The organism is Nostoc sp. FACHB-110 (assembly GCF_014697425.1).
Taxonomy (GTDB): domain Bacteria; phylum Cyanobacteriota; class Cyanobacteriia; order Cyanobacteriales; family Nostocaceae; genus Nostoc_B.
In genome coordinates this window covers 22,704-49,650 of the sequence record NZ_JACJRU010000003.1, presented here as the reverse complement: position 1 = coordinate 49,650, position 26,947 = coordinate 22,704, and the positions used below count along the sequence as shown (strand labels likewise).

The following is a 26,947-nucleotide window of genomic DNA, read 5'->3' as shown; positions in this document are numbered from 1 at the left end:
ACATTGCCCTCAAGTTTTGAATATTTCACATAGCATAGGGAGTGATTATGGCAAAATATCTGCTAGCTTTTCCTAGTGGGATAGCTTTAGTGTGCCTTATTAGTGGTTTATTACCTGTACAAGCATTAACAAATGCAGATTTAGCAGATAAAAATTCAGAAATTAATCAAACTAGTAGCAATCATCAACAAAGTGAATTGCTCATTAGTGACAATGCCAATACTCCTGATTTATCATCTGTCGCTCAACCAGAGCAAAATGCGGTTTTAGCAACAGATTCTGATGCTAATTCTTCCCAACCATCAAAGGAACTTGCACAAGTCACATCTGTATCTCAATTATCTGATGTGCAACCGAATGATTGGGCATTTCAAGCATTACAATCTTTGGTCGAGCGCTATGGTTGTATTGCTGGTTATCCTAATAGTACCTATCGCGGCAATCGGGCGATGACTCGCTATGAATTTGCTGCTGGCTTAAACGCTTGTTTAGAACGCATCAATGAACTAATTGCCACTGCAACTACTGATTTAGTTAAAAAAGAAGATTTAGCAACCTTACAAAAACTGCAAGAACAATTTGCCGCAGAATTAGCGACATTACGAGGTCGAGTAGATGCTTTAGAAGCGCGCACCTCAGAACTAGAAGCTAATCAGTTTTCTACTACGACTAAACTCAACGGTGAAGCGATTATTGCTGGTGTTGGTGCTACTGGCGGCGCACCTGGTGGTAGTGATTCTAACATCATCCTTGTCAACAGAGTGCGGTTAAATCTCACAACCAGCTTTACAGGTAAAGACTTATTAATTACTGGCTTGCAAGCTTATAATTTTTTGGGTGGTACTACTGGCGAGGGTAGCTTGCAAAGGAGTTTGGGATTAGCTTCACCTGTACTGAGTGCAAGTAGCGCGCGTACAAGTTTTGAACCTCAGTTTCCTGGTTTGAATGTGAGTAATTTATCGAGCGTTGGGGCAAACAGTGTCCAGCTTTATAAATTACTGTACATTACGCCTATTAGTAACAAATTTACTGTCTTTGCGGGAACTGCGGCGGAAACATCTGATGCTTTTCCTGCCATTACACCTTTTTATGGTGAAGGACAGGAATCAATTTCTCGGTTTGCGAATTTAAATCCGGTGTTACGTGTCTCTGGCGGAACTTCGGGTACTGGTCTAGCATCAGCAGCCGGATTTATTTTTAATATTTCCCCAAATTTAGATTTTCGCGCTTTATACGGCAGTGTTAATGCCAACTTGCCCCAAAAATCACCTGATGAAGCAATACCAGGTTCAGGCGTTTCTACTACACCTTTGGGTGCTGGTGTGTTTAGCGGTAGTAGTGTTATAGCTGCACAGTTAACCTTCAAACCATTTCGTGATTTAGATGTTGGCTTAAACTACGCTCACAGTTATCACGAAATCAATATTTTAGGTACAGGATTAATTAGCAGTGACATCGGTGCTTTAGCTGGCGTTTCGGTGGGTACACCTGTCACACTCAATTCTGTGGGGGGTACAGTAACATGGCGTTTTTCTCCCAAGATAGCTTTATCTGGCTACGGAGCAGCGATCTTTGTTGATGCTTCATCTAATAGTATCGATGCGTCTACTACCTTTACTAGTTGGATGGTAGGACTTCACTTTAATGATTTATTCAAGACTGGAAATGCGGCGGGGATTATTTTTGGTCAACCGCTTTATCGTAGTGATGCGAGTGGCAGTGCAGTACTGACACCAGCAGGTGATAATCGCGCTACTCCTTATCATTTAGAAGCTTATTATCGCCTGAAAGTGAGCGATAACATTAGCATTACTCCTGGTGCGTTTGTTTTATTTAACCCAGAGGGTAACAGCAATAACGATACAACAACCGTTGGCGTACTCCGCACTACATTCACATTTTAATGACCGAAGCCCCTTTGGGGCGCGGGTGTAGGGTGTAAGGAAAAAACCATTAATCAAGAAAGGCACAAAGGCACAGATAAAATTCTCTGCGCCTTTGCGCCTTTGCGCGAAATAATTACTTATCTGCTACACCATCTCAGATGAAGTTTGCACTACTGGCTGCGGCTGCGGCTGGAACATGAACAAGGAGTAAACTACATCTCGGCGGATGTTGACCATCATATCGAGGAATAGCTCATAACCCTCGCTCTTATATTCAATTAATGGGTCTTTTTGACCGTAACCACGCAAGCCGACAGACTCACGCAAAGCATCCATCTGTTGCAGGTGTTCCCGCCATAGGGTGTCAATGCGCTGCAAGATGAAGAAGCGTTCGGCTTGGCGCATCAGTCCTGGTTGAACTTGGTCAATTTGCGCTTCTTTCATGTCGTAAGCAATTCGCACCTGTTCATGGAGGAATGCTTTAATCTCAGTCACAGACATATCTTCTAACTGACTTGCCTGCATATCTGCTAGCAAATAGACGAATTCTTTGACTTTATCAACCAGCTTTTCTAAATCCCATTCTTCTGAGGGCAAATCTGGGTTGATGTAATAGTCAACGATGTCGTCCATCGTTTTTTCGGCGTATTTGATGACTTGTTCTTTTAAGTCTTGTCCTTCTAAAACCCGACGACGTTCGGCGTAGATGGCGCGACGTTGGTTGTTCATTACCTCGTCGTATTCAAATACTTGTTTACGGATGTCGTAGTAGTAGGTTTCGACTTTTTTCTGTGCGCCTTCTAAGCTGCGGGTAAGCATTCCTGACTCGATGGGCATATCTTCTTCGACTTGGAAGGCGTTCATTAAGCCAGCGACGCGATCGCCTCCAAAAATCCGCAGTAAGTTATCCTCTAAACTGAGGAAGAATCTGGTGGAACCAGGGTCGCCTTGTCGTCCGGCGCGTCCCCGCAACTGGTTATCAATCCGCCGTGATTCGTGACGTTCTGTACCAATTACGTGCAGACCACCAATTTCGACAACGTTATTATGTTCGCTGCTGGTGAATTCTTCATATTCGTGCTTGACACGATTATACGCATCCCGCAATTTCTGAATCACTGCGTCTGTGGTGGGGGCTTTTTCCGCCGCTACTGCCACTTTATCTTCGGCTTCTAGTTCTGGTAAAGAGCGATCGCCATATTCCCGCACAGCAAAATCTACCGCTTCTTTTAGCTGTTGTTCAGTTTCTTTAGATAGTTGGGTGGGGAAGATTTCTGGCGAAGCTCTCCAAGTTTTCACCTTTTTCCCTGGTGCAAAGCCTTGACCAGCACCATGTCCACTTGGCATACTACCGCTAGCCCTTTGCACGCCAAACACATCTTCGTCTTCTGGTTTGACGATGCGGGGCATAAAGTATTCGCGCAACTTCAGACGCGCCATATATTCGGAGTTACCACCGAGGATGATGTCTGTACCTCGACCCGCCATGTTGGTCGCAATAGTTACAGCACCTCTGCGTCCTGCTTGCGCGACAATTTCCGCTTCCCGTTCCACGTTTTCGGGGCGAGCGTTTAGCAATTCGTGAGGAATTCCCGCTTGTTTTAGCAGTTGGCTGAGGTATTCTGATTTTTCGACACTCGTGGTTCCTACGAGGACAGGGCGACCGAGTTGGTGCATTTCGGCACATTCTCTAGCGATCGCTTGCCATTTCCCTGCTTCTGTTTTGAACACCATATCCGACAAATCTTGTCGTCTTCTGGTTCTGTTGGTGGGAATGATACTGACTTCTAGTTTGTAAATTTTTTCAAACTCAGCTTCTTCGGTCTTCGCTGTCCCTGTCATCCCGCCTAACTTGGGATACAGCAAGAACAAGTTTTGGTAAGTAATGGTGGCGAGAGTTTGGGTTTCTGGCTGAATTTCTACGTGTTCTTTAGCTTCAATGGCTTGGTGAAGACCATCACTCCAGCGTCTTCCCGGTAGCACCCGTCCGGTGAATTCATCAACAATTACCACTTCACCGTTGCGGACGATGTAGTTAACGTCTTTCAAAAACAGTTCTTTAGCTTTAATTGCATTAAAGACAAAGTGCGCCCAAGGATCTTCAGGGTCGAATAAATCTGTCACCCCTAAAAGCTCTTCTGCTTGGGCAAAACCTTCATCTGTCAACAAAACGTTACGAGCTTTTTCATCAACTTCGTAATGTTCATCTTTTTTCAGAGTCAGGGCGATTTCGGCAGCTTGCAGATATTTTTCTGTCGGTCTTTCTACCTGACCAGAAATAATCAGTGGTGTCCGTGCTTCATCAATTAAAATCGAGTCTACTTCGTCGATAACGCAATAGTTAAAGGGGCGCTGTACCACATCAGCCATTGAAGTGGCCATGTTGTCGCGTAGGTAGTCAAAGCCGACTTCACTATTTGTAACGTAAGTAATATCACATTCGTAGTTTTTCTGGCGCTCGCTGGGGGTCATGCTCGCCTGAATTAGTCCCACACTCAAGCCTAGGAAGCGATGCACCTGTCCCATCCACTCCGCGTCCCGGCGAGCTAGGTAATCGTTAACAGTAACTACGTGTACACCCTTACCAGTCAAAGCATTTAAATAACTTGGCAAAGTTGCTACTAGGGTTTTACCTTCCCCAGTTTTCATTTCTGCGATTTGTCCAGTATGCAGGATGACACCGCCTAACAGCTGGACATCAAAGTGCCGCAACCCTAAGACTCGTCTTCCTGCTTCTCTAACCACGGCAAAGGCTTCTGGGAGAATGTCGTCTAGGCTTTCGCCTTTAGCAAGACGCTGTTTGAATTCTCCGGTTTTACCTTTTAAATCCTCATCAGAAAGAGCTTTAATTTCTTCCTCTAAGAGGTTAATTTCCGTGACGTAAGGTTGATATTTTTTTAGCTTCCGAGCGTTGGGATCGCCCAACAAGAGTTTTAACATGGCGGTTATGGAACTAAATCAAGGGGGATGGGAATTAAAGCTTTGGTATTGATTATAAGAATTTAACCTAACCCAGCCTTTTTAGCAGAGGATGAGTAGGAAATGAGAATTTGCCCAAAACAATGAAATAACCTAGATCAACTAAGTCTACTAAAAGATTGCTTTTATTTTAGGTTGATTATCGAAACTCTATTAATAGTATCATTTTGGCTTCAACTGGGGCAGAGAACGCCGACTAAGGTGAGTAGCGATCGCCGACTGGGGTATTTTTTGAATAGGGGTGTAGGGGTGTAAGGGTTTTGACATCTACCCTTACAACAGTTGTATGCAAGTGTCTTGAGATTATTTATTGCCGCACACTAAGCCAAACCGAACCAACCCGCGCTGATAACCGCGACTCATTAAGCCCAGCGATAACGCCCCTTGAATGGTATTCCAGCCAGAACGCAACAAGCCAAAAATTGCACCCGGTGTTAACGCCGAATCAATTACCACATCCCAAAAGGGAGCGACAGCAGTTGACCAGTCAGCCGTGCGGATATTATTTAATGGTAGTTGATGGGCAATTGCTTCATACTCTGGCAACGAAATTACATAAGGCAAACAATACACTCGGTAGATATCTTGTAAATGCTTTTGTTCATCTGCGGTTAATGGTGCTGTATCAGTTGGTCGATGACACCATGTCACCATAATTAAAGTTCCGCCCGGCTTTAATACCCGATAACACTCCTGCATAAACTTGGTTTTATCGGGCATATGTTCGCCACTTTCTAGCGACCACACCAAATCAAAGGTATTATCTGCAAAGGGCATGGCTTGAGCATTAGCCACTAAAAACTTACTTCTGAGATTTAACATCATTTCTTGGGCGCGTTCTGTGGCTCTCGCCGCTTGCACAGGGCTTAAAGTAATACCTGTAGTCGTAGCATGAAACTTTTGGGCTAAATATAAAGAACTGCCGCCAATACCGCAACCGACATCCAAAATATTAGTTGCAGATTCTACACCAGCCCAATTCAGAATTTCTGCAATTAAATCGATTTGCGCTTGACGACGGTCTTTTTTTAGCGTTCCATCTGCACCGTAGTAGCCGTGGTGCATATGTTCGCCCCAAATTTCTTCCCACAAACCAGAAGAAGCATCGTAAAACTGCTGAATTTGCTGATATAGTGTTGTACTCATAAAACAAATAATGCTAAGACAAAGCAGATGTTTAAATAAACATACTGGTAGGCTACCATGTGTGTTTTTAATTAAATAAAGTTGTTGTTCTTTCTAGGAGGATTGAATAAACCCAACCTGGAAGCATTTAGAGGCTCTACCTGAATATGACTGTTTCGCGGACAATTTGCTTGGGCTTTCTGGCTGTCATCACTTTAGGAACTATTTTGTTGATGCTGCCTATTTCCACTAGTGATGGCAGTTGGAATAACATAGTCGTGGCATTATTTACTTCAACATCTGCCGTATGTGTGACGGGTTTATCAGTAGTTGACCCTGGGACTTATTTTTCTTTTTGGGGACAACTGTTTATTGCCTTACTAGTGCAAATTGGTGGGTTGGGTTATATGACAACTACAACCTTTTTGATTTTGCTAATTGGGCGCAGATTTGACCTTAGACAAAAAATGGCGATTCAACAAGCCTTAGACAGACCAGGGATGCATGGTAGTGCCCAAGTTATTCGCTCAATTATTGCCACAACTTTAATTTTTGAAATCACAGGCATATTTTTATTACTGCCTGCTTTTGTGCCGCAATATGGTTGGTCACAAGGGCTATGGTTGGCAATTTTTCATAGTGTTAATTCATGGAATAATGCCGGATTTAGCCTATTTAAAGATAACTTGATTGGTTATCAAACATCTGTGTTAGTTGTCTTCACAGTGACCGGATTAATTATTTTTGGGGGTATTGGTTATCAAGTCATTTTAGAAATGTATCTTTGGGTACGCGATCGCATCCTCAAACAAAAGACAAACTTGGTACTTTCTTTAGATTTTAAAGTTGCTACTAGTACAACTTTAATTCTTTTATTTATCGGCACAGTTGCTTTTTTCTGCATAGAGTTTAGAAATCCTGAAACCTTTGGTCAGTTAGGTTTAGGTGGTCAATTATTAGTAGCTTGGTTCCAATCTGTAACTCCTAGAACTGCCGGGTTTAATACTATTGATATTGGCAAAATGACCACTGCGGGTTTATTTATTACGATAGCTTTAATGTTCATTGGTGCTAGCCCTGGTGGTACAGGCGGCGGCATTAAAACCACAACTTTGCGAGTGCTTACTAGCTGCACTAAAGCAATTCTTCAAGGCAAAGAAGAAGTTTTATTGTATGACCGGAGCATAGCAATCTCGTTAATATTAAAAGCTGTGGGTGTGTTAGTTGCTTCTGTAGCCACGGTAATTTTATCAACTGTGATGATCTCTCTCACAGATCCAGAATTAGACTTTATTCAAATTCTCTTTGAAGTAGTATCGGCTTTTGCTACAGTTGGGCTTTCTACAGGAATCACTAGTACAATTTCTACAGCAGCTAAACTAATAATAATAATTACTATGTATATCGGTAGAGTAGGAGTTCTACTCTTAATGTCAGCTATTTTAGGCGACCCTCGTCCTAGTAGAATCCATTATCCTGAAGAAAACTTACTAGTAGGATAACCGTACCAATTACTAATTCCATTAACTGAAACTGGTAAGATATAAGTCACTAGGCAAAAAATAAAAATTGTTACGTCAAGTTAGATTGAGTATTTTTTTGTCCTAAATACAGGGAGCGTTAATTAAGGATAGCAACTGTGAATCTTGCATCACTAGGTTTTTTTCGCAGTTTACGTAAAGATAATCAGCAATTTGCCGTAATTGGGTTAGGTCGCTTTGGACGGTCTGTTTGTTCAACACTGCATAAATTTGGTTATCAAGTGCTAGCAACAGATGTTGATGAAAAAAGAGTTTCTGAAGCTTTGACAGAAGAAATAGTAAGTCATGCTTTGCAACTAGATTCAACAGAACCAGCCGCCCTCAAAGAAGCAGGGATTTTTGAATTTGATACTGTCATTGTAGCCATTGGTAACTACGTTCAAGAAAGTATTATTACTACTCTCAATGTCAAAGAGGGTGGTGTACCTCATGTTGTCGCCAAAGCATCTAGTGAAGTTCACCGCAAGTTATTAAAAAGAGTTGGTGCAGACCATGTTGTGTTTCCAGAATACGAAGCGGGCTGTGCTTTAGCGCGTACTCTGACTAAACCTTCAATATTAGATAGATTTGACCTCGACCCAGACCATAGTATTGTTGAGATGATTGTTCCCGATGAATTTCATGGCAAAACCATTACCGAAATTCAACTACGGAATCGTTATGGTTTAAATTTGCTGGCTGTCAGTCAAGATGGCAAATTTGCAATTAATCCCGACCCTCACAAGCGACTCGAACGCGGTTCAGCAATGGTGGTAATTGGCTGTAATAAAGATATTAATCGCTTACCGATTTAATGCGCTGACTGAGGAACATAGGAATTACACTTAAGTATATGGTGTAAAACCTGAAGCAAGAATTTTGTTTTGTTTAGTGGTTATGAATTTAATAGTTAAAGATTTAGCGGCAATTGATGATAAACTTTCTCAGCGTCATATTGACCTTGACCCGGCAGGCTATTTCATCATCTATTTAGATAGAGGTGAGGGACTAATTTATGCCAAGCACTTCACCAATATTATTGATGAACGTGGTTTAGCGGTAGATCCCGAAACAGGTAAAGTCATTCCTGCCAAAGGTAAAGTAGAAAGAACCAATACCACAGTTTTTAATGGCAGAACAGCCAAAGAACTTAGCGTGAAAATTTTTGAACAAACTCAACCCTGTCCAGTTACTCAGTTAGACCATGCAGCCTATTTAGGGCGAGAATTTGTCCGGGCTGAAGTAGCTTTGGTGACAGGGCACGAGTATGTTCAAGACTGAGAAAAGTATGAAGTGTGAAGTATGAAGTGTGAAGTAAAAAATTTCAGCCTTCAGACTTTAGACTTCACAATTATCAGTTTGCTGGTGGTTAATTTACTTGACCAGAGTTGGGGATAAGGAAAGTATAAAGTATGAAATTTCAGACTTCATACTTCATACTTTAGACTTCAAAATTAACCGTTTGATGGTGGTTGATAGACTAGATAGATGTAGTAAGTCGCCATCGGGATAATGGTTGCAGCAATTAGCAATCCTACTACCCAAGCAGTTGCGTTACCTTGGTCGGTATCTTCTGCTTTTGTGAAAGTGCCTTCTACCTGTACGTTATCAGCAATTTGTGGTGGGCCGGGATCGGGTTCACCAGAGAGAACTTTAACTAAGCGATCGCTTGCATCCAAAAATGCCTGATTATATTTATCACCGTTGCGTAATGGTGCAGCTAGGGTTTCTGTAGCGACACTTTCAGCAATAGCATCCGTCAGCAAAGACTTGACTTTATCCCCGGTAATAACCGCAGTGTTGTTAGTAACAGTATCCAGCACTAACAAAGTTTGGTTTGCTTGCGCCTCTTTGGTGGGAAACCATTTTTCAAACAGCCCTTTAGTAAAGCTTTCTGAGGTTTCACCATAATCTAAACGGCGAATAGTGACAAATCGCACTTCATTGCCAGTTTTCTTGGCTAAATCTTCAAAGGCTCCACTAATTTTACCTTCGTTGATGCGACTTATCACTTCACCTTGATCTACAACCCAGTCACCACCGGGGGTTAAATTCGGAATTTGATACACACCAGTGGCTAACGCCGGGGTAGCCAAAAGTGATGCACCAAGAATAATTGCCAGTATTGGTGTTAGCAGCCAAATGATGTATGTTTTAATGCCAAATACTGTTCTGAGGAACTGTTTCATTGGATTGATCCTAAGACAGACTAGCACCAAAAATACTACACAATCAATGACAAAATCACCCTGTTCAGGAATTTATCTATGTTGAAGGGAACAGAAAAATTGGGTGTAAGGGTTTGGTGTGTAAGGATTTTGAATAAGTACACCACTGAACCTCCATACCCTTGATTTTTCGTTTTGATGCGTAATTCCTAACCCATTCTTAACAGACAATCTTTGTGCGTAAATCATAGTTCAGTAATTTTTGTACTATGAGGCTAAATTCCAATGTTTAGCGCGGACTTTACCGAGAATTGAAGAACTTTATGATATAACCGAATTTCTGTCTTTCTCACTGCTACAAAAAGTTATTTGTGAGGAAAAGGGTGGTTTTTTTCCGGTTTCTAACCCAGAGTGCAGACAGAATTCTATGAAGAAGCAATTTTATTGATACAAGAATATGCCGCAGAAATCAGCCGCTTTGAAGTTTGTGATTTTACTAGGTTTTGTTAGCCTTTGTGCTGATGCTACTTATGAAGGCGCACGCAGCATTACGGGGGCTTATTTGCAAGTATTAGGTGCAAGCGGCACTGTGGTAGGCTTAGTAGCGGGTTTTGGTGAACTCATTGGATATGGTTTGCGCCTAGCCATTGGTTATCTCAGTGACCAGACACGCAAGTATTGGGGTATTACAACTTTAGGATTTATTTTGAATACTGCTGTTGTTCCATTACTAGCTTTTGCTGGCAGATGGGAAGTAGCCGCAGGTTTGATGATGGCAGAACGCACAGGTAAAGCCGTGCGGACTCCCCCGCGAGATGCACTCCTATCTCATGGTGTGAGTCAAATTGGCAGAGGTTTTGGCTTTGGTTTGCATGAAGCAATGGATCAAACCGGGGCTGTGATGGGGCCTTTAGCAGTAGCAGCAATGGTATATTTCCAAGGAGAGTATCGCAACGGCTTCACAATTTTGATTGTACCTGCGGTGTTGGGATTGATTGTGTTATTGGTTTTGCAATTTTTGTATCCCAACCCCAGCGACTTGGAAGTCGAAGATGAAACGAGTCAAGAAGACGGCATCCCGCGAGCTTTTTGGATTTATCTGGGTGCGGTGGCGATTATTGCGGCTGGTTATGCAGATTTTCCGTTAATTGCTTTTCATTTCCAAAAAGGAGATATTGCTTCTGGGCAAACAATCCCGTTATTTTATGCCTTGGCAATGGGAGTTGATGCCGTAGCTGCACTGATATTTGGCTATTTATTTGACCGCGCAGGTATTTCGATTTTGATGGTTGCGGCTTTTGTTTCATCGTTGTTTGCGCCGTTGGTATTTTTAGGCAATACCCAGATGGCGTTGTTAGGCATAGCATTTTGGGGTATTGGGATGGGGGCGCAAGAGTCGATTTTAAAAGCTGCGATCGCAGGACTCGTCCCCAAACACAAACGCGCCACAGCTTATGGTATCTTCAGTACAGGCTATGGTTTTGCTTGGTTTTTAGGCAGCACTTTAATGGGTGTTTTGTACGATCGCTCCATCACCTTATTAGTCATCTTTTCAACTGCAACTCAACTACTCGCAATTCCCTTCTTTGCTTGGGTACAATTGCAAGCGAATAAATCCCAACCAGAGTTAACAGATAAACCTGTTTAAATCAAAGAATCTGGGTCTATACCCAGGTTTCTTAATCGTTCTGCTAATATTTGGGCGCGTTGTTCTACTTGTTGCACCCGTTCTTCCGCTTGTTGTACCCGTTCTTCTGGTGCTAACAAACGCCTTCCTGATTCGTCATACCAGTAAAGCCACTCTCGCGTAATTCCTAAATAAGTTCCTCGTTCGTAACCTATTTTTAAACCTATTTCTGGTAGCCAAACGGGATTTCCTGGAAGTAATTTATATTTACCATCTGCTAAATAATAGACTTCCAAACGCGCTTTTTGTCGCCGCAGAGGATTGTAAATCACATAATACAAAATTCCCAACTGGGCATAAAATTCTCTTTTACTAGAATATTCTCCCCGACGTTTGTGCGAAACTATTTCTAATACCATGATTGGTACGCGCCGTTCTTCCCAAAGCACATAGCTAAGACGCAAGTTTTCATCTAATATTCGTTCTACTCCCAGGCTTAAAAACCCGTCTGGAACAATGGCTGGTTCATCAGGATCGTAATAAATCCCCATATCAACGCCAAAAAACCAGTCCATACGCTCTGGCCAAGCCATAGCTAAAATAGCTTTGAGTAATCCGGGAATTAAATCTTGTAATTCGTTATCCACAGGGGTATCGTCTGAGTCGGGCAAATCCTCAGCCGAGGGTAAGCAATCCAACGGATCGTACTGTAGCATAATTGAATAGCCGCTTATCACCTAGTTTTAGTCTAATTAAATTAGGTTGGAGTTTGCAGAATTTTAAAAGTGCGTAGAAAGAAGCTCTGTTTCTTGTCGTCAGACATCGCCTTTGATGATGTTATTAAATTAAACAGCGTTATGCTGCAAACACAACGCTTTTTCTCAATTCAATGTTTATTTAATCCTGCTTTGCCTGTATTCGTCTGCGTAACTCTGCTTCTATCTCTTCATCTGTAGTACAAAGCACTCCTGGACGTTGAGCTAATCTATCCATTAAGGCGTGAAATGCTTCAATATCTTGCGGATGATATCGAACATAATCCCTTAACTGCTCATCTGACATTGCTTGATAATTTTGATTGCTCATGGATGATGAACCTCCCCGTTTGGGTAGATTTCTATTTGTATTGTGTCACCAACTAAAACGTATATTCGCTTTGTCCTTTCGTCCATCCTGACTACGTTGATTGCTTGAAGCAGGTTACTAGCACTTACTGTTACACGGTATAAACTCCGTAATTGTTGTACTGTTGGTTCCATTTCCTCCTATTTCCTTCAACTACACTCCTCTTCCTTTGCGTTCCTCTGCGTTTAAAATTTTTTCCCCACAAACCAACCCACAACACCCAAACCCAACAACAAGGGTGTTAACCAATCACCCCAACGCACGTATAAAGTCTGCGTTTGGCGGCGATATATAGTCTCTGCGTGAGTTTCATAGGTGTTATAGCCAGATATCCACAAAGTTCTACCGTGGGGATTGACAAAGGCAGAATAGCCTGTATTTGTTGCCCTTGCTGACCATCTATCAGTTTCAATTGCCCGCATGATATCCTGAGCATGATGCTGGAATGGCATAGCTGCACTGTAATGGGCATCGTTAGAAGAACTGAGGATAAATTGCCCACCCGCCGCAGCTTGACGGCGAAATATTTCAGGAAATGCAGATTCGTAACAAATACCTACAATTGCCCTACCAAACGGTGTATCAAATATCTGATTGGCTGCACCATGAACTTGGTGTTCATTCAACGGTGACAAGCGACTAATTAATTTCCCCAAAATTTCTTCAAAGGGTATAAATTCGCCCAAGGGTACTAGTTTAGATTTATCGTAGCGGCTGGTAACTTCACCCTGACTATTAACTGTAAATAAACTATTTGTATAACTGCGTCCTTTTTCCCCAAATGCACCAACCCAAATTACTACGCCTTTTTTTTGGACTGCGGAAATTAAGGGTGTATCTTTAAAGTTGCGTTCAAAGATAGGTAATGCACCTTCGGGTGTCAGGACTGCATTAACACCTTGTGCGGCGAGAGTTACATAGCCGTTGGTGTAGCCTGTAATGGCGCGGCGATAACCTTCAGGTTTGACTTTGATTTTGTTGGGGATGTTACCTTGAATGATGCCAATTTTTAAGGCGGCTTCTGGTGGTTGTGCTATGGGTTGACTGTATAGGTAAAAGCCTATTAGGTGTAGGGTGATGAATAATGCTGTGGCTGAGGTTAAATATTTATTTACGAACCGCCGAGGCGCAGAGTTCGCAGAGGATAGGTAGGCTTCGGCGATGAGGCCGTTGATTGAGGCGATCGCAGCTGTTACAGTATTAGGGCCAGAGAGTTGACCGAGGTGTAAAATTACTAAGTTATGCGGTGATTGAGTGTAAGCTAGAGAACTCCACCACAGGGAACCAGAACTCCATAAACTTTCTAAGCCGCACCATAAGGCTGTACCAATCAACACCCGTAACCAAGGTTTTGACTGATTCAGGCGTGCCATCACCGCACCCCAAATAGTAACGAATAACCCGCCCCACAGGCTAATAAATCCCCAGCAAAACACGGTGATAGCTAAACTCGGCCACCAAGGTACACCCAACCAATCCATCGGGTGTATCCCGGTAATCCAAAAGAGGGCGACGCTGTGATAACCGACACCCCAGAGTAAAGGTAAAAGGTAAAAAGTCAAAGGTAAAAAAAAGGATTTTTGCTGTTTACCTTCTAAATGATGTTTACTTTTTTGAACAACTATTACCCAAAGTGGGGCTAAGGCTATCCAAGCCAAAAACCACGCACCCACAGGCGCAACGGTTAGCCCCATCAAAACGCCACAGAGTAAGGATAAAGTGTAAAGTCGAAAATCTGAAAACAGCTTTTTTATCTGATATTTCATACTTCACACTTCATACTTCATACTTCATTCCGCTTCTTCTGTATCACCCGTATCAGGCGGTACGATCGCAACTCCGGTAATGGCATCGTCTTCATCCAAGCGTTGAACTCTCACACCTGTTGCCGATCGCGATTGTATGGAAATCGCATTGGTAGCCTGCCGGATAATAATACCGCGATTTGTGACCATCATGATTTCGTCGTCGTTGTTGACGATTTGCAAGGTGGCTAATTTGTCTTTGGTTTTACGGTTTTTGAATTTAGTCGCCATTAAACCTTGACCTGCGCGGTTTTGCAAGCGGAATTGTCCGACGGGAACACGTTTCCCATAGCCGCCCATTGTAATAACTAGTACCCAAGGGCCGACACTACCGTTAGCTGCTACTTCTGCGGTTTCTTCGATAATTTCGACTTCTTCGGTTTCGATTTCTTCGATGTCTGACTCTTCTGTTCCCGTGTCGAGTGTGTCTAAAATAGCGGCGGGAATAATATCCATCCCCACAAGTTCATCGCCGGTTTTGAGTTTCATCGATTTTACCCCGCGTGTCGCCCTACCAAGAGGACGCAGTTGTTCGTGGGTACATCTAAAGTGAATGGCCATTCCCAAACGCGAACCAATGATGATGCTATCTTCAACTCTGGCGCGACGTACCCAGCGCAGTTGATCTCCTTCTTCTAAGGAAATAGCAATTAAACCATTGGCGCGAATATTACTAAAGGCGGCTAATGCGGTTTTCTTGATGTTGCCACCTTTGGTTAGCATGACTAAATATTCGTCGTCGCTGAATTCGTCAACGGGGACAATGGAGGTGATTTTCTCTTCTTTGGGAATGGGTAACATCTGGACGATGGGTGTACCGCGACTGGTACGAGAACCCACAGGAATTTGATAAGCTTTGAGACAGTAAACTACACCGCGATCGCTAAAGAATAAAACACTATCGTGGTCGCAGCAAGTTAAGAAATGCTCTACTGTATCATCATCTTTGACTTTGGCGGCGGCTTTTCCTCTGGTGGCGCGGCTTTGCGCTTCAAAGGTATTCACCGGCATCCGTTTGATATAACCTTGTTCTGTTAACAGAATAATTGCCTTTTCGTTAGCAATTAAGTCACGTTCATCAATTTCGCCTTCAGCGTGGGTAATAATTGTGCGTCGGGGTGTGGCGAAGTTGGTTTTAATTTGGGAAATTTCGGTTTCAATAATTTCTAAGATTCTTTCCCGCCGCGCCAAAATATCTTGTAAATTAGCGATTTGTTTTTGTAAATCTTCGTGTTCTAGGCGAATTTTATCGGCTTCTAGGGCTGTTAATCGCCGTAACTGCATTTGTAAAATTGCGTCGGCTTGAACTTCTGAAAGTCCGTAGGTTGTAATTAATTCCCCTTTGGCTGTCGGTGCATCCGGCGCATGACGAATTAAGTTAATAATTGCATCTAAATGAGATAAGGCAATCAATAACCCTTGCAAAATATGGTCGCGTTCTTCAGCTTTTCGCAGTTCGTATTGGGTGCGTCTGGTGATGGCTTCGATGCGGAAATCCAGGAAGACTTCTAAAAACTGCTTGAGGGTGAGAATTTGCGGTTCCCCGTTCACCAACGCCAGCATATTTGCCCCAAAGTTGGCTTGTAGTGGGGTTTGTTTGTAAAGGTTGTTCAGGACGACGCGGGGATAAGCATCGCGCTTGAGTTCGATGACAATCCGCATCCCGTCGCGATCGCTTTCGTCACGGATATCTGCAATGCCTTCGATGCGCTTATCATTCACCAATTCGGCGATTTTCTCAATTAATGCCGCTTTATTGGTTTGATAAGGCAGTTCGGTGACGATAATTGCTTCCCGTTCGGGACGACCACGCTGTTCGATGGTTTCGATATTGGCAACACCGCGCATGGTAATCGAACCGCGCCCAGTTGTATAAGCTTCTTTAATTGCTGATGTGCCGAGAATGTGCGCCCCAGTCGGAAAGTCTGGCCCAGGGATATACTGCATCAACTGGAGGTCGGTGATTTCGGGGTTATGAATCAACGCGACTACCCCGTCAATCAGTTCGCCTAAGTTGTGGGGTGGAATATTTGTCGCCATCCCCACAGCAATTCCCGATGAACCATTGAGTAGCAGTTGGGGAATGCGGGATGGTAAAACTGTTGGTTCTTGTTGGGAACCGTCGAAGTTATCCGCAAAGTCTACGGTTTCCGATTCAATGTCTTGGAGTAGGGCGGCGCTGGTTAAAGCTTGCAAGCGACATTCTGTGTATCGCATTGCGGCTGGGGGATCGTTATCTACCGAACCAAAGTTACCATGTCCGTTGATTAAGGGCGATCGCATGGAAAAATCCTGCGCCATCCGCACCAAGGCATCATATACTGCTGTGTCGCCGTGGGGGTGATATTTACCCAACACTTCCCCAACCACACGGGCGCACTTTCTAAACGGGCGATCGTGCGTTAAACCTAACTCGTGCATAGCGTAAAGAATACGGCGATGCACAGGTTTCAGACCATCCCTGGCATCTGGTAGCGCCCGACCTACTATCACACTCATGGCGTATTCCAGATAAGACCGGGACATTTCGTTCCGCAGATCCGTTGGGATAATCCTCTCCTGTGAGGTTGTCATAACCTAAAAAACTCCAAAAATCGTAGAATTTAGCCTTTACAATTGGCGAAGCGTAAAATTATTCCAAATTACTCTTGAATAATTGACATATTTTGATACAATTCTAGCACGTATTGTTTTTTTTCGCCCGCAAAGCTAACCTAAAATATCTCGTTAAATCATGGGTTTGGGCATGATAAATAAGAATTGACTCAGAAATATTTAGTTAAATAAAATAATTTACTTAGTTTACGCCGAATAAAACTGAATTTACCCAAATTCAAGCAATAACAACACCTACCTTCAGGTAGAGGGAGGGAATTACTTTTAATAGATGAATACAATAGAAACGACCAGCAGTAAAAGCAATAATGTCAATCAAATTACATTATTACTTTTGTGATTAGTTTATCCCGATGATTGTACTGCTGTTATTTAGCAAGTTTTACTTTTCCTATTCACAGTTAAATCAATATTTGCGAGGCTCTAATGACATTTCAACAATTAGCAATAGGTAGTTATTTTCGCATTCCTGGGGTCAGTTATGGTTATGTTTACCGCAAGGCTAGCTATTCTTGTTGCAGTCTTAATGCCTTATTACAACCAATCCGTCCAACAACCAAAGTGATTCCCCTAAATGCTCAAGAAATTGCCAAGTATTTTGCAGATAAAAAAGAATTTCTTAATAACTGCCGATAGTAAAATTGATTGACATTTTTTTCAGTAATAAGTTCAAATAAAAGCTCAATACACTAGTTAAACTCCATCTGCTAAATTGAAATTGCTAAGGAAAAACTAGCTGAATTTCGTTTTTGGCTATGTACTAAGTTTCATTGAGGCTAACTTGGAAACATTTACCCAAAATTATTAATTAGTGAAGAGCTTCTTTTTGAGATTTAAGTTGGGCAGCAATTAAAGGAACTTTAGGGGCAAGAAAAAATCCCATCAAGCTAGCAAATAAAATTGGTGTAAAAGGACTAAAACCAGTTAGTTTTGATAACAGCAAAGTTGTACTTATAGGTGTGCGTGTCACGGCTGCATTAATCGCCGCCATTGTACAAATCATCGCCAAAGCAGGATTGATCCCCGGAATTAAAGTGACAATTGCTTTGCCAATGCAAGCACCAGTAAAAAATAAGGGAATAATAAATCCACCGCGCCACCCACCTGTTACTGTCAAACTGATGGTAGCTATTTTACCCAAAGCTAAAGTTAACAAAAAAACAACAGAAAAGTTTGTGTTCAGGACTGTTTCTAATTCTTCATGACCAAAATAACGGGTGAGGGGCAAAAAAACTGCTAATATAGCAAGTCCCAGTCCGGCTAGTGTGGTGCGTACATAGATGGGGACGGAAATATAGGCAAAAAGTCTGTCGCAACTGCGAAAAATCCCCATGAAAATCCATCCGCAGATCGCCCCAATGATCCCAAACAAGATAGCTAAGGCAAAATCATCGATATTTTCTAAGCGATATTGGGGAAAATGCCAAGTTGGTGCAATTCCCAAACGCGTAATCGCCGCAAATACCAAATAACTTGCACAACTAGACACAATTGCAGGCATTAAAGCTTCGTAATACTCCACAATATGCTGATGATGCAAGATTTCTAAAGCAAAAATCGCCCCACCCAAAGGCGCGCCAAATAAAGCCGTAAAACCAGCCGCCATCGCCGCCAAACTAATCGATCGCAAATCTTCACCTTCAAGTTGGAGGCGATCGCCTACCCAAGTCCCAAAAGAACCTGTAACTTGTACTAATGGGGCTTCTGGGCCAGCACTTCCACCAGCCGCAATACTAACTAACGAAGCCAAAATCATCGATGGATTTTTACGCGCATCTAAGCGTCCCCCGCGAAAGTGAATATTATCGACAATCACGGCAATTTCACCTGGATTACCCAAAAAATGAATCACTAGCCCCACAATTAAACCAGCTAGTGGCATCACAATTAGCAGGCTAACACCTTGGAATTGATGTAACTGGTGAGTTAAAAGTTCTAAAATATTCCAGTACAAACCAGCAAACAGACCACAAGCAGTTCCCACCATAGCCCAACTTAGCACCCATCGGGAAATCATCAAGGGATTTCGCCTGGCCAAGCCAAACATCTGCGCGAATTTCCAACGTTGAGTTTGATTATCTGTGGGGGGCTGATTTGGTAGCACTACTAAGTTCCTATTTAAAAAGAGTGAAACTTAAAATACTGAATATTTCTGTACTTTATGGTATATGCTATCTGCCTCTACAAACCGAAGGACAGCCATCAACTTTACTGTTGCAACCGATAAACTCTACCAATGGTAAAAATCTCCTACATAAGATTAAAGTTCTTAGAGATTAATGCGGAGGAAGAATGAATTATCGCTATAGCATGATTATTCAATGGTCAGATGAAGATAAATGCTATTTAGTCCACTTACCAGAATTTCCTTGGCAACAATACCAGACTCACGGCACAACCTATGAAGAAGCCGCGAAACACGGACAGGAAGTACTGGAATCACTCATTGAATGGTATCAAGAGCAGGGAAAGCCTTTACCTGAAGCTATAGCTTTACCCGAAAAACCGTTAAAAGTAGCGTAATCATGTTGGAATTCTCTCACACTTCGTACATAAAAATTTAAGCCCCAAGATAGTGTGTGCTGGGCAACTCTATTACCTAAGCTTGGTCTAGAAATGGGAGATAAAACTAATGAATAAAGAAACAGTTCCTAGCCAAGCCGAAAAAATGAATCCCGAAGGTGACGCATCGCAATTAAGCCCAGAAACACTAGATAAAATCAAACATCCAGCGAAAATGGATGATGTAATTCGGGAACAATCAGCCGAGGAACGCAGAAGTAACCCGGCTTTAGTACCAGAAATGCTGGATGAACCGACTGATGAAATGATTGGGTTTACCAAAGAGTAGAGAGACGGCTGGGGATACAATAGCTTCAATCATCTTGCTTATTGCTCCTTATGCTATCGGTCATTTATTCTGATGAGTTTTTAAATCACAAGACGGGAAACTATCATCCAGAAGCACCAGAACGTCTGACGGCGATTGTCAAAGCTTTGACAGAAACTGCGTTTGCAGAAAAAATCACTTGGCTTTCGCCTACTCCCGTCGCCGACAAGCCATCATTGATGTCTTTGTTATTACAAGCACATAGCCCAGCCTACGTGAAAAAAGTTTGGGAAATTGCTGCTAGTGGTGGTGGTTATTTAGATGGTGATACGCCAGTTTCTCCCAAAAGTTATGATGTGGCGTTGTTGGCGGTAAGTGCTTGGTTAGATGGCATTGATATAGTTTTATCTACAGAAAACCCAGCGTTTGTGCTAGCGCGTCCACCGGGTCATCATGCTGAAAGTGATGCGGGAATGGGGTTTTGTTTATTTTCTAATGCAGCCATCGCGGCGTTTTATGCTTTAGAACATCCTGAAGTTAACCGTGTCGCTATTTTAGATTGGGATGTGCATCATGGTAACGGTACGCAGGCGATCGTCGAAACTAATCCCCAAATCGCCTACTGTTCTCTACATCAGTATCCTTGTTACCCTGGCACTGGTAGAGCCTCCGAACACGGTTTTCATCATAATGTTTTAAATATTCCTATCCCCCCTAATAGCGATATCAGCGTATATCAGCCACTTTTAGAAAGAAAAATAGTCCCATTCTTAGAAGACTTTCAAGCAGATTTATTAATTGTCAGTGCAGGTTATGATGCCAATGCTGCCGATCCTTTAGCAAGTATTAATTTACAACCAAAAGATTATGGTTTATTTACTGATTACTGTTTAGGTATAAATCGGAAAATTCTTTTTGGGTTAGAAGGCGGTTATGATTTTTCGACTCTTTCTCAGTCCGTCGTTGCCACCATTGAACGCTGTTTAGTCTAATTGAAACTTATTCTTTATCCCAGGGTGGTCTGAGTCAAGTCCACCCAAAAAAAGCAGCTAAATTTAATACATTCTCAAAAGATTATTTATTACTACAAAATCATCTATATATAGTGGTTTTACTGAAATGAATTGAGAAAGTTGATCAGTTCGTTTATTGATTATCTTTACAATTGTTTACATTTAAACTAACAATCATTGCTATCGAGTTAACTATAATTTTCTATCTTTACTAGAGATAAATTAATCAAAAATTTTGTTGAAAAAAACTGCGGAAAGTAAAATATAAATTTATCACTATTTTTTTTCAGTACATATTAGCCGTAAACTTGGCTGTTTAAGGCTGAATTAGCTAAAAAACAAGGTTTTTGTGGCTCTTGACCAGTTGAGGAGTTAAATAGTTTTAACTAATATAAGTTAATTGATTTACTAAATTGACAGGCAATTTTCCGGTAAGTAGGGACGCATAAATTTCTACATCAAAAAGATTCTGTATTGTTTGCAACTAAAAATTGCGCAATTTCATAGAAACTTCAGAAAGAAAAAGTTAGAAAACTCTTATTTCAGAGCTAAAGTTTTGTTAAGATGCAATTGCTAGCAAATTTTCAACGGGAATCCTTAGTCAGAAAGTTGAAAACATAGTCGTACTAGCCCCATAAAGTTCAAAGGTGATGCAATGACCACCTACATTTTTTTTGATGATGCCTTGCGGATGCTTACTAATGCCTATTTGATATCAGCTATACTGCTAATAGCTGCTTCAGGTATCGGGTTAGCGGTGATTGAAACAATTGAAAAAACAGGAGAACGTTAATTTGAAAAATTGACGGTGTACTCCTTGTCATAACCCTGACGCGTAGGTGTTCACCGAAAATAAATCCTGGGAACACTAAACATTGAAAGTCTCAAAGCGTTGCAGGTTTACCTGCTGTTAGGGAACACACAGGTAACTGTACGCTAATGAGACAAACATCCAGGAGCATCGATTATGAATTTATTAAACACAGTCTTGGGCATGGACAATCAAAGCCCAGAAGTGTTGACATCGGCAGAAGCTTTTGCGGCTATTGCAGTAGTCGCCGTTACTCCAGACGGTCTGTTGTCAGAACAGCAAGTTCTGAATATATCTTCTGTGCTATCGCGGATTAAGCTGTTTAACACTTATTCTGAAGATGCTATTAATCAGCTTTTAGAGAAAATCTTAGGTATTCTCAAACACGATGGTTTTAATGCCTTATTTAATGCGGCGAAAGAATCCTTATCTCCCGAATTACGAGAAGTCGCTTTCGCTGTCGCGGCTGATTTTGTGCTAGCTGAAGCGGTGGTGACAGAGGAAGAAAAAAATTTCTTAAACGATTTATCCCATGCTTTAGGCATTCAGTATGAGAATGCTATAAAAATTTTGCAAGTATTAATGCTCAAAAATCAGAGATAATAGGTTGTAGGTTGATCAACAATCTAAGATTTGGCAATTCTTAGATAACCTGACTGATATAAAACAGATTTGGCTGCTTAACTTCCAGTTGCCTATCCTGTGCTACTGCATAGCAAAAAAATAAACTCCAGTATACCTATCGGATATAGTGGATTATTAAACTAAATTTGAGTATACTTTTCTTAATAGTAAATTATTAAATTTCTGTCATGGCGATCCTATTACTAGAAGATGGTTCAGTCGAGAGCGACTTAAGTGAGATAGTTAGCGAACTTGCTCCTATTGGTGTTCATCTGAAGCACTATGACCCAGGGACATCGTTGCTTTTCCCCAGCTTACTAGAACAGGACGTTTTAAATAATTCCGAGAAACACTACATTGTTGATTTGCATAACAGCGTCTTTGAATTTCTCCGACACGAAAATGGCTCTCTTTGGTGTGATTTGCTGAATGTACATCCAGGCGTGCCGAATCTTCAGATGCTGCTCAATGCTTACAGCCATTATCATACTCATACTTCGGCTGAACCGCTTTATGTATTGGCAGGCGAAATGATTTTTGGATTTGTTAGACCTGATGGTAGCCAAATACAGCTTTTAGTTCAGCCTCAAGACTATATTTATATCCCCGCAGAAGTTGAGCATTGGTCTAGTCTAACAGCATCATTAAGTTTTAAAGCTGTGCGTTATTTCACTTCTGCGGAGGGTTGGGTTCCTAATTACACTGGTACTCAGTTAAATGATGCGCTCAAGCCGCAGTAAGCAATGTTTATAGTGAAGTGGTGCGGAGAATGTCACGCTGAGGTTTGTCGCCATCAAGATTGATCTGAATAAATGGCGGATGCTTCAATAATATCGGCTCTCCGCCTTTCCCAAAAAAAACAACAACACTATCAACCAATACATGATGGCAGTTTGTTTATATGTATTGGTTGATTAATTTGTAATTTTTATATTAATTTAATGCAGTTTTTACATGGGTTGGCTGAGAGGATGTTTTAAAAGTATTGGGCGAATATAATTCGCTACTATACAAACAAAGTCCGCACTTCGACAAGCTCAGTGACCACCTGCGCGGACTAATGAAAAATCAATAGTTTTGAACCCACGCAGGTGGGTTTTGTCTGTGTAGCCAAGCCATTGCGTTGGGCGGGTTCCCCGACTTGAAGCAAATGGCGCGCGATTTCTAATCGCCAAGACAAGTAATAAATTAGACTTTTAAAACAACCTCTGATATCGTGTCCGGTTAAAGACTTATCATCAAGACCGCAGGGGTGTAAGGGGGCAGGGGAGAGGTGTTGTCGTTTCTGCACAAATTTATCGAATCACCACTGATTAGCCGCACATGATATGAAAAATTTCTTGGCTTAGGGTAGGGAACAGATAATTTTCTACTTTGCTGATTAATGCTGAAGCTGGGCGATCGCTGCTAGCATTTGTTGGTAGTATTCGATATTTCCTTCTTGATAATAGATATTGGCAGATTGTTGAAAATCAGCGATCGCACCTTGATAATCTTGTAGTTGACGGTAAATATCAGCGCGTAACATATAAGCCGAAGCCCAATGGGGATGACGCTGCAAGGCTTGGTGTAAGTCGGTTAAGGCTCCTTGCAAGTCTCCTACTAAAAAGCGGCTACGACCCCGATGATACCAGTCTTCTGCAAAACTCGGATCGAGGGTAATGGCTTGGGTGTAATCTTCGATGGCTTTTTGATATTGTTTGAGAGCGTAATAAGCACTGGCTCGATCGCTATAAAAGGCCGCAGATTTAGGATTAATTTGTAATGCTTGCGTATAGTCAGCGATCGCACCTTGATAATCTTGCCAAGCATAGTGCAGAGAACCCCGATTGTAATAAGCCTCAACTAATTTGGGGTTAATTTTTAATGCTTGATTGTAATCTGCCATAGCTCTTTGCTCGGCTCTCAAAAAGCGTAGGCAATTTCCCCGATTGCAGTAAGCTTGGGACAAATCAGGCGCAAGTTTAATGGCTTGGGTATATTCTTCGACGGCGGCTAAATAATCTTGTAGAGCTTCGCGGGCTAACCCTCGACCATAATATGCTGTGGCTAAATTGGGGTTTAGTTGCAATGCACGATTGTAGTCGAGAATTGCGCCTTGATAATCTCCCAAACAACGACGAGCCGTAGCTCTATCGCAGTATCCTTCAGCAAAGTCAGGATGAATTTTCAAAACGCGATCGCTATCTGCTAACGCGCCTTGATAGTCGCCTAGTTGACAACGAGCCGAAGCGAGAAAACCATAAACTAAAGCAAGAGTGGGATTTTTGGCTAAAGCTTGTTCATAATCGGCGATCGCACCTTGATAGTCGCCCAAGGTTGCCCGCACCAAACCCCGTTCGTAGTATGCTTGAACATCTTCGGGATTTAAATAGATAGCTTGGTTCAAGTCCATCATCGCTGCGGGATAATTTTTGAGGCACGAATAGACTAACCCGCGATTGTAGTATGCTGGGGCAAAATGTGGATTAATTTGTAATGCTTGATTGTAATCAGCAATTGCACCTTGATAGTCTTTTAAAGCATAACGAGTATTGCCTCGGTAATGGTAAGCTTCGACTAAATTAGGATCTAGTTGTAATGCCTTTTCGTGATCGGCGATCGCTTGCTGATATTCTTCTAACATATGGAAGATATTGCCTCGACTGCTATAAACAGCAGCATACTGGGGATACCACTGTAATGCTTGCTGAAAATCGGCTAAAGCTCCTTGATAATCGTTATTATCGCTTCTGGTGATTCCACGAGCATGAAACGCCCTGGCGATATCAAAATCTATATGTGTCACTAACTCAGGATTAATTTCAATTGCTTGGTGATAATCTGCGATCGCTCGGTCGTAATCGCCCAATGCACAGTAAACATTTCCCCTGCCGTGGTGCGATTCTGCTAAGTTAGGATTGATGGACAAAGCTAACTCGTAATCTGCGATCGCATCTTCATAGTCGGCTAGAGAATAACGACTATTGCCTCGGTTATGGTAAGCTTCAGCAAAATTTGGATTAATTTTAATTGCCTGATCGAAATCGGCAATGGCTCCGTAATAGTCGAGAAACGAACTATACAGTATATTTCCCCGGTTATAGTAAGCTTCAGCAAAGTTAGGATTTAACTTGATTGCCTCCGTATAATCGGCGATCGCTCCTCGATCATCTCCTTGTAAATTTTTGTTGAAACCCCGGTTGAAAAAATCGACAGCATTCATCTATGTCACTTGGGCTGTAAAACTCCCGCCCCATAATTTTAGGATGGGTGCTGTTTCGTATCAATTGATTTAGGCGGATTTTCACAATTTCACCTGTAAATATGAATTAACGATTAGCTGAGTACAGCAAAAATACGGATACCATTCTACTCCTGTATTCAACAGGCAGGGATAGATATCTTAATATTTGTATTTTGTCTTGCTGTTTTAGTTAGTAAAAAGGTTATTAATAACAAAACACAGTAAAATTCAATCAGAGATAAAGAGGTAATCAACCAATGAATATTTTGGTCGCACCTGAAGATGAGCAATTTAATAAATTTCGGTTTGAATTAGGAAAATATACAAATACTCACGAAGTATTTAGCAACCCAATCAAAGTAATAGAAGAAAATACGCATCGGCCTACAGACATAAATCAAAAAATAACCATAGAAGATGAGCAACTGTGTTGCCGAACTTTTAGGGATCGCTCAATGGCAGAAGGGTGTAATCATACAGAAGACTACACTTATACAGAGTTAATCGAAAAATGATGTCCTAGCAAGTTTAAAGAAAGCAAATTTAATTTGCTAAGTATTTATACTGCATTCTTTAATTAACCAAATTACTCTAATTTGTGATTTACGAAAAACTTTGTTTATATAACACCCAAATTTTAAGGTGATTGTTGAATTAGGAAAACAAAGTTTACAAACTAGAGTAAATAAAAAATTTTGCAAAATTGGGTTTTGAGAAAAGCACATAAAACAAATAGATAAACACAGTGATATTTTCTGTGTTTATCTATTGTGTTTGATTCAATCAAACCGACTGTTAAATTAATTCGTTTTATTAACCTAAGCGGTAACTTTCTCTTCTAGAGGTTTAAAAGTCTTTTTGGTAGCACCGCAAATTGGACATTGCCAATCATCAGGGATATCTTCAAAGGCTGTACCGGGAGCAATGCCAGATTCGGGATCACCCACAACAGGATCGTAAATCATACTGCATTGACGACAAATCCATTTGCGAGTTTGGGGATCTTCACTTTGGACTCTGGTAGTGGCTTGCCCACCGTTTAATACTTCTAAAGCTTCAGTGTAGCGATCGGCGTGGTAATTTTCGATAAATTTGAGTAACCCAAAACGGTGGGCTGCTTCTCGAAATGTATTTGCGTGTTCGCCTGATTCTTGGGCTTGCTTGAGAAATTCGGCGGCGGCGGGGTTATCCCTATCGCTTTGTGCTGCCTGAGCAAATTCAGGATACATTGTAGTATATTCGTAAGTCTCACCTTCAATTGCCAAAGATAAGCAACGAGAGACAATTGCTCGCTTTTGTTCTTCAGTTAAAGCGGCCGCATCTTTGACTACTAGTTCTGGATGCAGTAACTCAAAATGAGCAAACGCGTGTTCTGTTTCTTGTTCTGCGGTTTCGCGGAAAAGTTTTGCTAAATCAGAAAATCCCAATTTACTAGCAACCTTAGCGAAAAATAAATACTTGCGGTTAGCCATTGACTCGCCACCGAAAGCTGCTTCTAAATTTTTGAGAGTAGTAATGTTTGATAAATCCATAGTTGGAGAATGCTAGCTAACTGAGATTTACTAGTAATAAAATAGACGCTAAATCAGATA

At 41.7% G+C, this 26,947-nt stretch carries 24 protein-coding genes; 13 read left to right on the top strand and 11 right to left on the bottom strand.

The window, feature by feature from the left end:
• Positions 1-47: 47 nt before the first annotated feature.
• Positions 48-1,904: an iron uptake porin gene (locus H6G69_RS04380; protein WP_190682180.1), complete on the top strand. Its 1,857-nt coding sequence runs from the start codon at positions 48-50 to the stop codon at positions 1,902-1,904.
• A 126-nt stretch (positions 1,905-2,030) separates the two neighbouring features.
• On the opposite strand, the gene secA is transcribed toward H6G69_RS04380, so the two are convergent.
• Both secA and H6G69_RS04370 read right to left on the bottom strand, forming a co-directional pair.
• Positions 2,031-4,826, bottom strand: coding sequence for a preprotein translocase subunit SecA (secA, locus tag H6G69_RS04375; protein WP_190682177.1), 2,796 nt, complete (start codon positions 4,824-4,826; stop codon positions 2,031-2,033).
• A 342-nt stretch (positions 4,827-5,168) separates the two neighbouring features.
• On the bottom strand, positions 5,169-6,011 hold the full coding sequence (locus H6G69_RS04370) for a methyltransferase domain-containing protein (RefSeq protein WP_190682174.1): 843 nt from the start codon (positions 6,009-6,011) through the stop codon (positions 5,169-5,171).
• 146 nt (positions 6,012-6,157) lie between these two features.
• On the opposite strand from H6G69_RS04370, the gene H6G69_RS04365 reads away from it, so the two are divergent.
• The 3 genes from H6G69_RS04365 (at position 6,158) to H6G69_RS04355 (ending at position 8,791) form a co-directional block, all read left to right on the top strand.
• Positions 6,158-7,492: a TrkH family potassium uptake protein gene (locus tag H6G69_RS04365; protein ID WP_190682172.1), complete on the top strand. Its 1,335-nt coding sequence runs from the start codon at positions 6,158-6,160 to the stop codon at positions 7,490-7,492.
• A gap of 137 nt (positions 7,493-7,629) precedes the next feature.
• A complete protein-coding gene (locus tag H6G69_RS04360; protein WP_190682169.1) occupies positions 7,630-8,325 on the top strand; it encodes an NAD-binding protein in 696 nt (231 codons plus the stop codon).
• A gap of 82 nt (positions 8,326-8,407) precedes the next feature.
• Entirely contained in the window at positions 8,408-8,791 is a 384-nt protein-coding gene (locus H6G69_RS04355; RefSeq protein WP_190682166.1) for a DUF4346 domain-containing protein, read from the top strand.
• 173 nt (positions 8,792-8,964) lie between these two features.
• Here H6G69_RS04355 and psb32 read toward each other — a convergent pair whose 3' ends face one another.
• Positions 8,965-9,699 (bottom strand): photosystem II repair protein Psb32, encoded by a 735-nt coding sequence (gene psb32 / locus H6G69_RS04350; RefSeq protein ID WP_190682163.1) that lies wholly within the window; start codon positions 9,697-9,699, stop codon positions 8,965-8,967.
• A 436-nt stretch (positions 9,700-10,135) separates the two neighbouring features.
• On the opposite strand from psb32, the gene H6G69_RS04345 reads away from it, so the two are divergent.
• Positions 10,136-11,326, top strand: coding sequence for an MFS transporter (locus H6G69_RS04345; RefSeq protein ID WP_190682160.1), 1,191 nt, complete (start codon positions 10,136-10,138; stop codon positions 11,324-11,326).
• Here H6G69_RS04345 and H6G69_RS04340 read toward each other — a convergent pair.
• From H6G69_RS04340 to gyrA, 5 genes are all read right to left on the bottom strand, one after another.
• Positions 11,323-12,021, bottom strand: coding sequence for a Uma2 family endonuclease (locus tag H6G69_RS04340; protein ID WP_190682157.1), 699 nt, complete (start codon positions 12,019-12,021; stop codon positions 11,323-11,325). The two genes, H6G69_RS04345 and H6G69_RS04340, sit on opposite strands and share 4 nt — an antisense overlap.
• A 181-nt stretch (positions 12,022-12,202) precedes the next feature.
• The gene (locus tag H6G69_RS04335) at positions 12,203-12,391 is read right to left on the bottom strand and encodes a DUF6887 family protein (protein WP_190682154.1); all 189 of its coding nucleotides are present in this window, start codon (positions 12,389-12,391) and stop codon (positions 12,203-12,205) included.
• On the bottom strand, positions 12,388-12,564 hold the full coding sequence (locus H6G69_RS34750) for a DUF6888 family protein (protein WP_397326881.1): 177 nt from the start codon (positions 12,562-12,564) through the stop codon (positions 12,388-12,390). Before H6G69_RS34750 ends, H6G69_RS04335 begins: the two co-directional genes overlap by 4 nt.
• A gap of 51 nt (positions 12,565-12,615) precedes the next feature.
• On the bottom strand, positions 12,616-14,196 hold the full coding sequence (lnt, locus tag H6G69_RS04330; RefSeq protein WP_190682151.1) for an apolipoprotein N-acyltransferase: 1,581 nt from the start codon (positions 14,194-14,196) through the stop codon (positions 12,616-12,618).
• Between the two features lie 24 nt (positions 14,197-14,220).
• Positions 14,221-16,809 carry a DNA gyrase subunit A gene (gene gyrA, locus H6G69_RS04325; protein WP_190682148.1) on the bottom strand — a complete coding sequence of 863 codons (2,589 nt, stop codon included), beginning with the start codon at positions 16,807-16,809 and terminating at the stop codon, positions 14,221-14,223.
• Between the two features lie 468 nt (positions 16,810-17,277).
• On the opposite strand from gyrA, the gene H6G69_RS04320 reads away from it, so the two are divergent.
• Positions 17,278-17,487, top strand: a complete 210-nt coding sequence (locus H6G69_RS04320; RefSeq protein WP_190682144.1) for a hypothetical protein — start codon at positions 17,278-17,280, stop codon at positions 17,485-17,487.
• A gap of 172 nt (positions 17,488-17,659) precedes the next feature.
• Here the strand turns inward: H6G69_RS04320 and H6G69_RS04315 are convergent, their stop codons facing one another.
• On the bottom strand, positions 17,660-18,898 hold the full coding sequence (locus H6G69_RS04315; RefSeq protein WP_190682931.1) for a chloride channel protein: 1,239 nt from the start codon (positions 18,896-18,898) through the stop codon (positions 17,660-17,662).
• A 245-nt stretch (positions 18,899-19,143) separates the two neighbouring features.
• Here H6G69_RS04315 and H6G69_RS04310 point away from each other — a divergent pair, with 245 nt between their 5' ends.
• From H6G69_RS04310 to H6G69_RS04285, 6 genes are all read left to right on the top strand, one after another.
• Complete coding sequence (locus tag H6G69_RS04310; RefSeq protein WP_190682140.1) at positions 19,144-19,374, top strand: type II toxin-antitoxin system HicB family antitoxin; 231 nt, start codon at positions 19,144-19,146, stop codon at positions 19,372-19,374.
• A 109-nt stretch (positions 19,375-19,483) separates the two neighbouring features.
• Positions 19,484-19,702 (top strand): hypothetical protein, encoded by a 219-nt coding sequence (locus H6G69_RS04305; protein WP_190550323.1) that lies wholly within the window; start codon positions 19,484-19,486, stop codon positions 19,700-19,702.
• A 50-nt stretch (positions 19,703-19,752) separates the two neighbouring features.
• A complete protein-coding gene (locus tag H6G69_RS04300) occupies positions 19,753-20,673 on the top strand; it encodes a histone deacetylase (RefSeq protein ID WP_190682137.1) in 921 nt (306 codons plus the stop codon).
• Between the two features lie 676 nt (positions 20,674-21,349).
• On the top strand, positions 21,350-21,487 hold the full coding sequence (locus H6G69_RS04295; RefSeq protein WP_190682134.1) for a hypothetical protein: 138 nt from the start codon (positions 21,350-21,352) through the stop codon (positions 21,485-21,487).
• Positions 21,488-21,661: 174 nt separating this feature from the next.
• The gene (locus H6G69_RS04290; RefSeq protein WP_190682132.1) at positions 21,662-22,108 is read left to right on the top strand and encodes a tellurite resistance TerB family protein; all 447 of its coding nucleotides are present in this window, start codon (positions 21,662-21,664) and stop codon (positions 22,106-22,108) included.
• A 209-nt stretch (positions 22,109-22,317) separates the two neighbouring features.
• Positions 22,318-22,869 (top strand): cupin domain-containing protein, encoded by a 552-nt coding sequence (locus H6G69_RS04285; RefSeq protein WP_190682129.1) that lies wholly within the window; start codon positions 22,318-22,320, stop codon positions 22,867-22,869.
• 641 nt (positions 22,870-23,510) lie between these two features.
• Here the strand turns inward: H6G69_RS04285 and H6G69_RS04280 are convergent.
• Positions 23,511-25,334 (bottom strand): tetratricopeptide repeat protein, encoded by a 1,824-nt coding sequence (locus H6G69_RS04280; RefSeq protein WP_190682126.1) that lies wholly within the window; start codon positions 25,332-25,334, stop codon positions 23,511-23,513.
• A gap of 278 nt (positions 25,335-25,612) precedes the next feature.
• Between H6G69_RS04280 and H6G69_RS04275 the strand changes: the two genes are divergently transcribed.
• On the top strand, positions 25,613-25,870 hold the full coding sequence (locus H6G69_RS04275; RefSeq protein WP_190682123.1) for a hypothetical protein: 258 nt from the start codon (positions 25,613-25,615) through the stop codon (positions 25,868-25,870).
• A gap of 303 nt (positions 25,871-26,173) precedes the next feature.
• Here the strand turns inward: H6G69_RS04275 and rd are convergent, their stop codons facing one another.
• Complete coding sequence (gene rd, locus H6G69_RS04270; protein ID WP_190682120.1) at positions 26,174-26,887, bottom strand: rubredoxin; 714 nt, start codon at positions 26,885-26,887, stop codon at positions 26,174-26,176.
• Positions 26,888-26,947 lie beyond the last annotated feature (60 nt).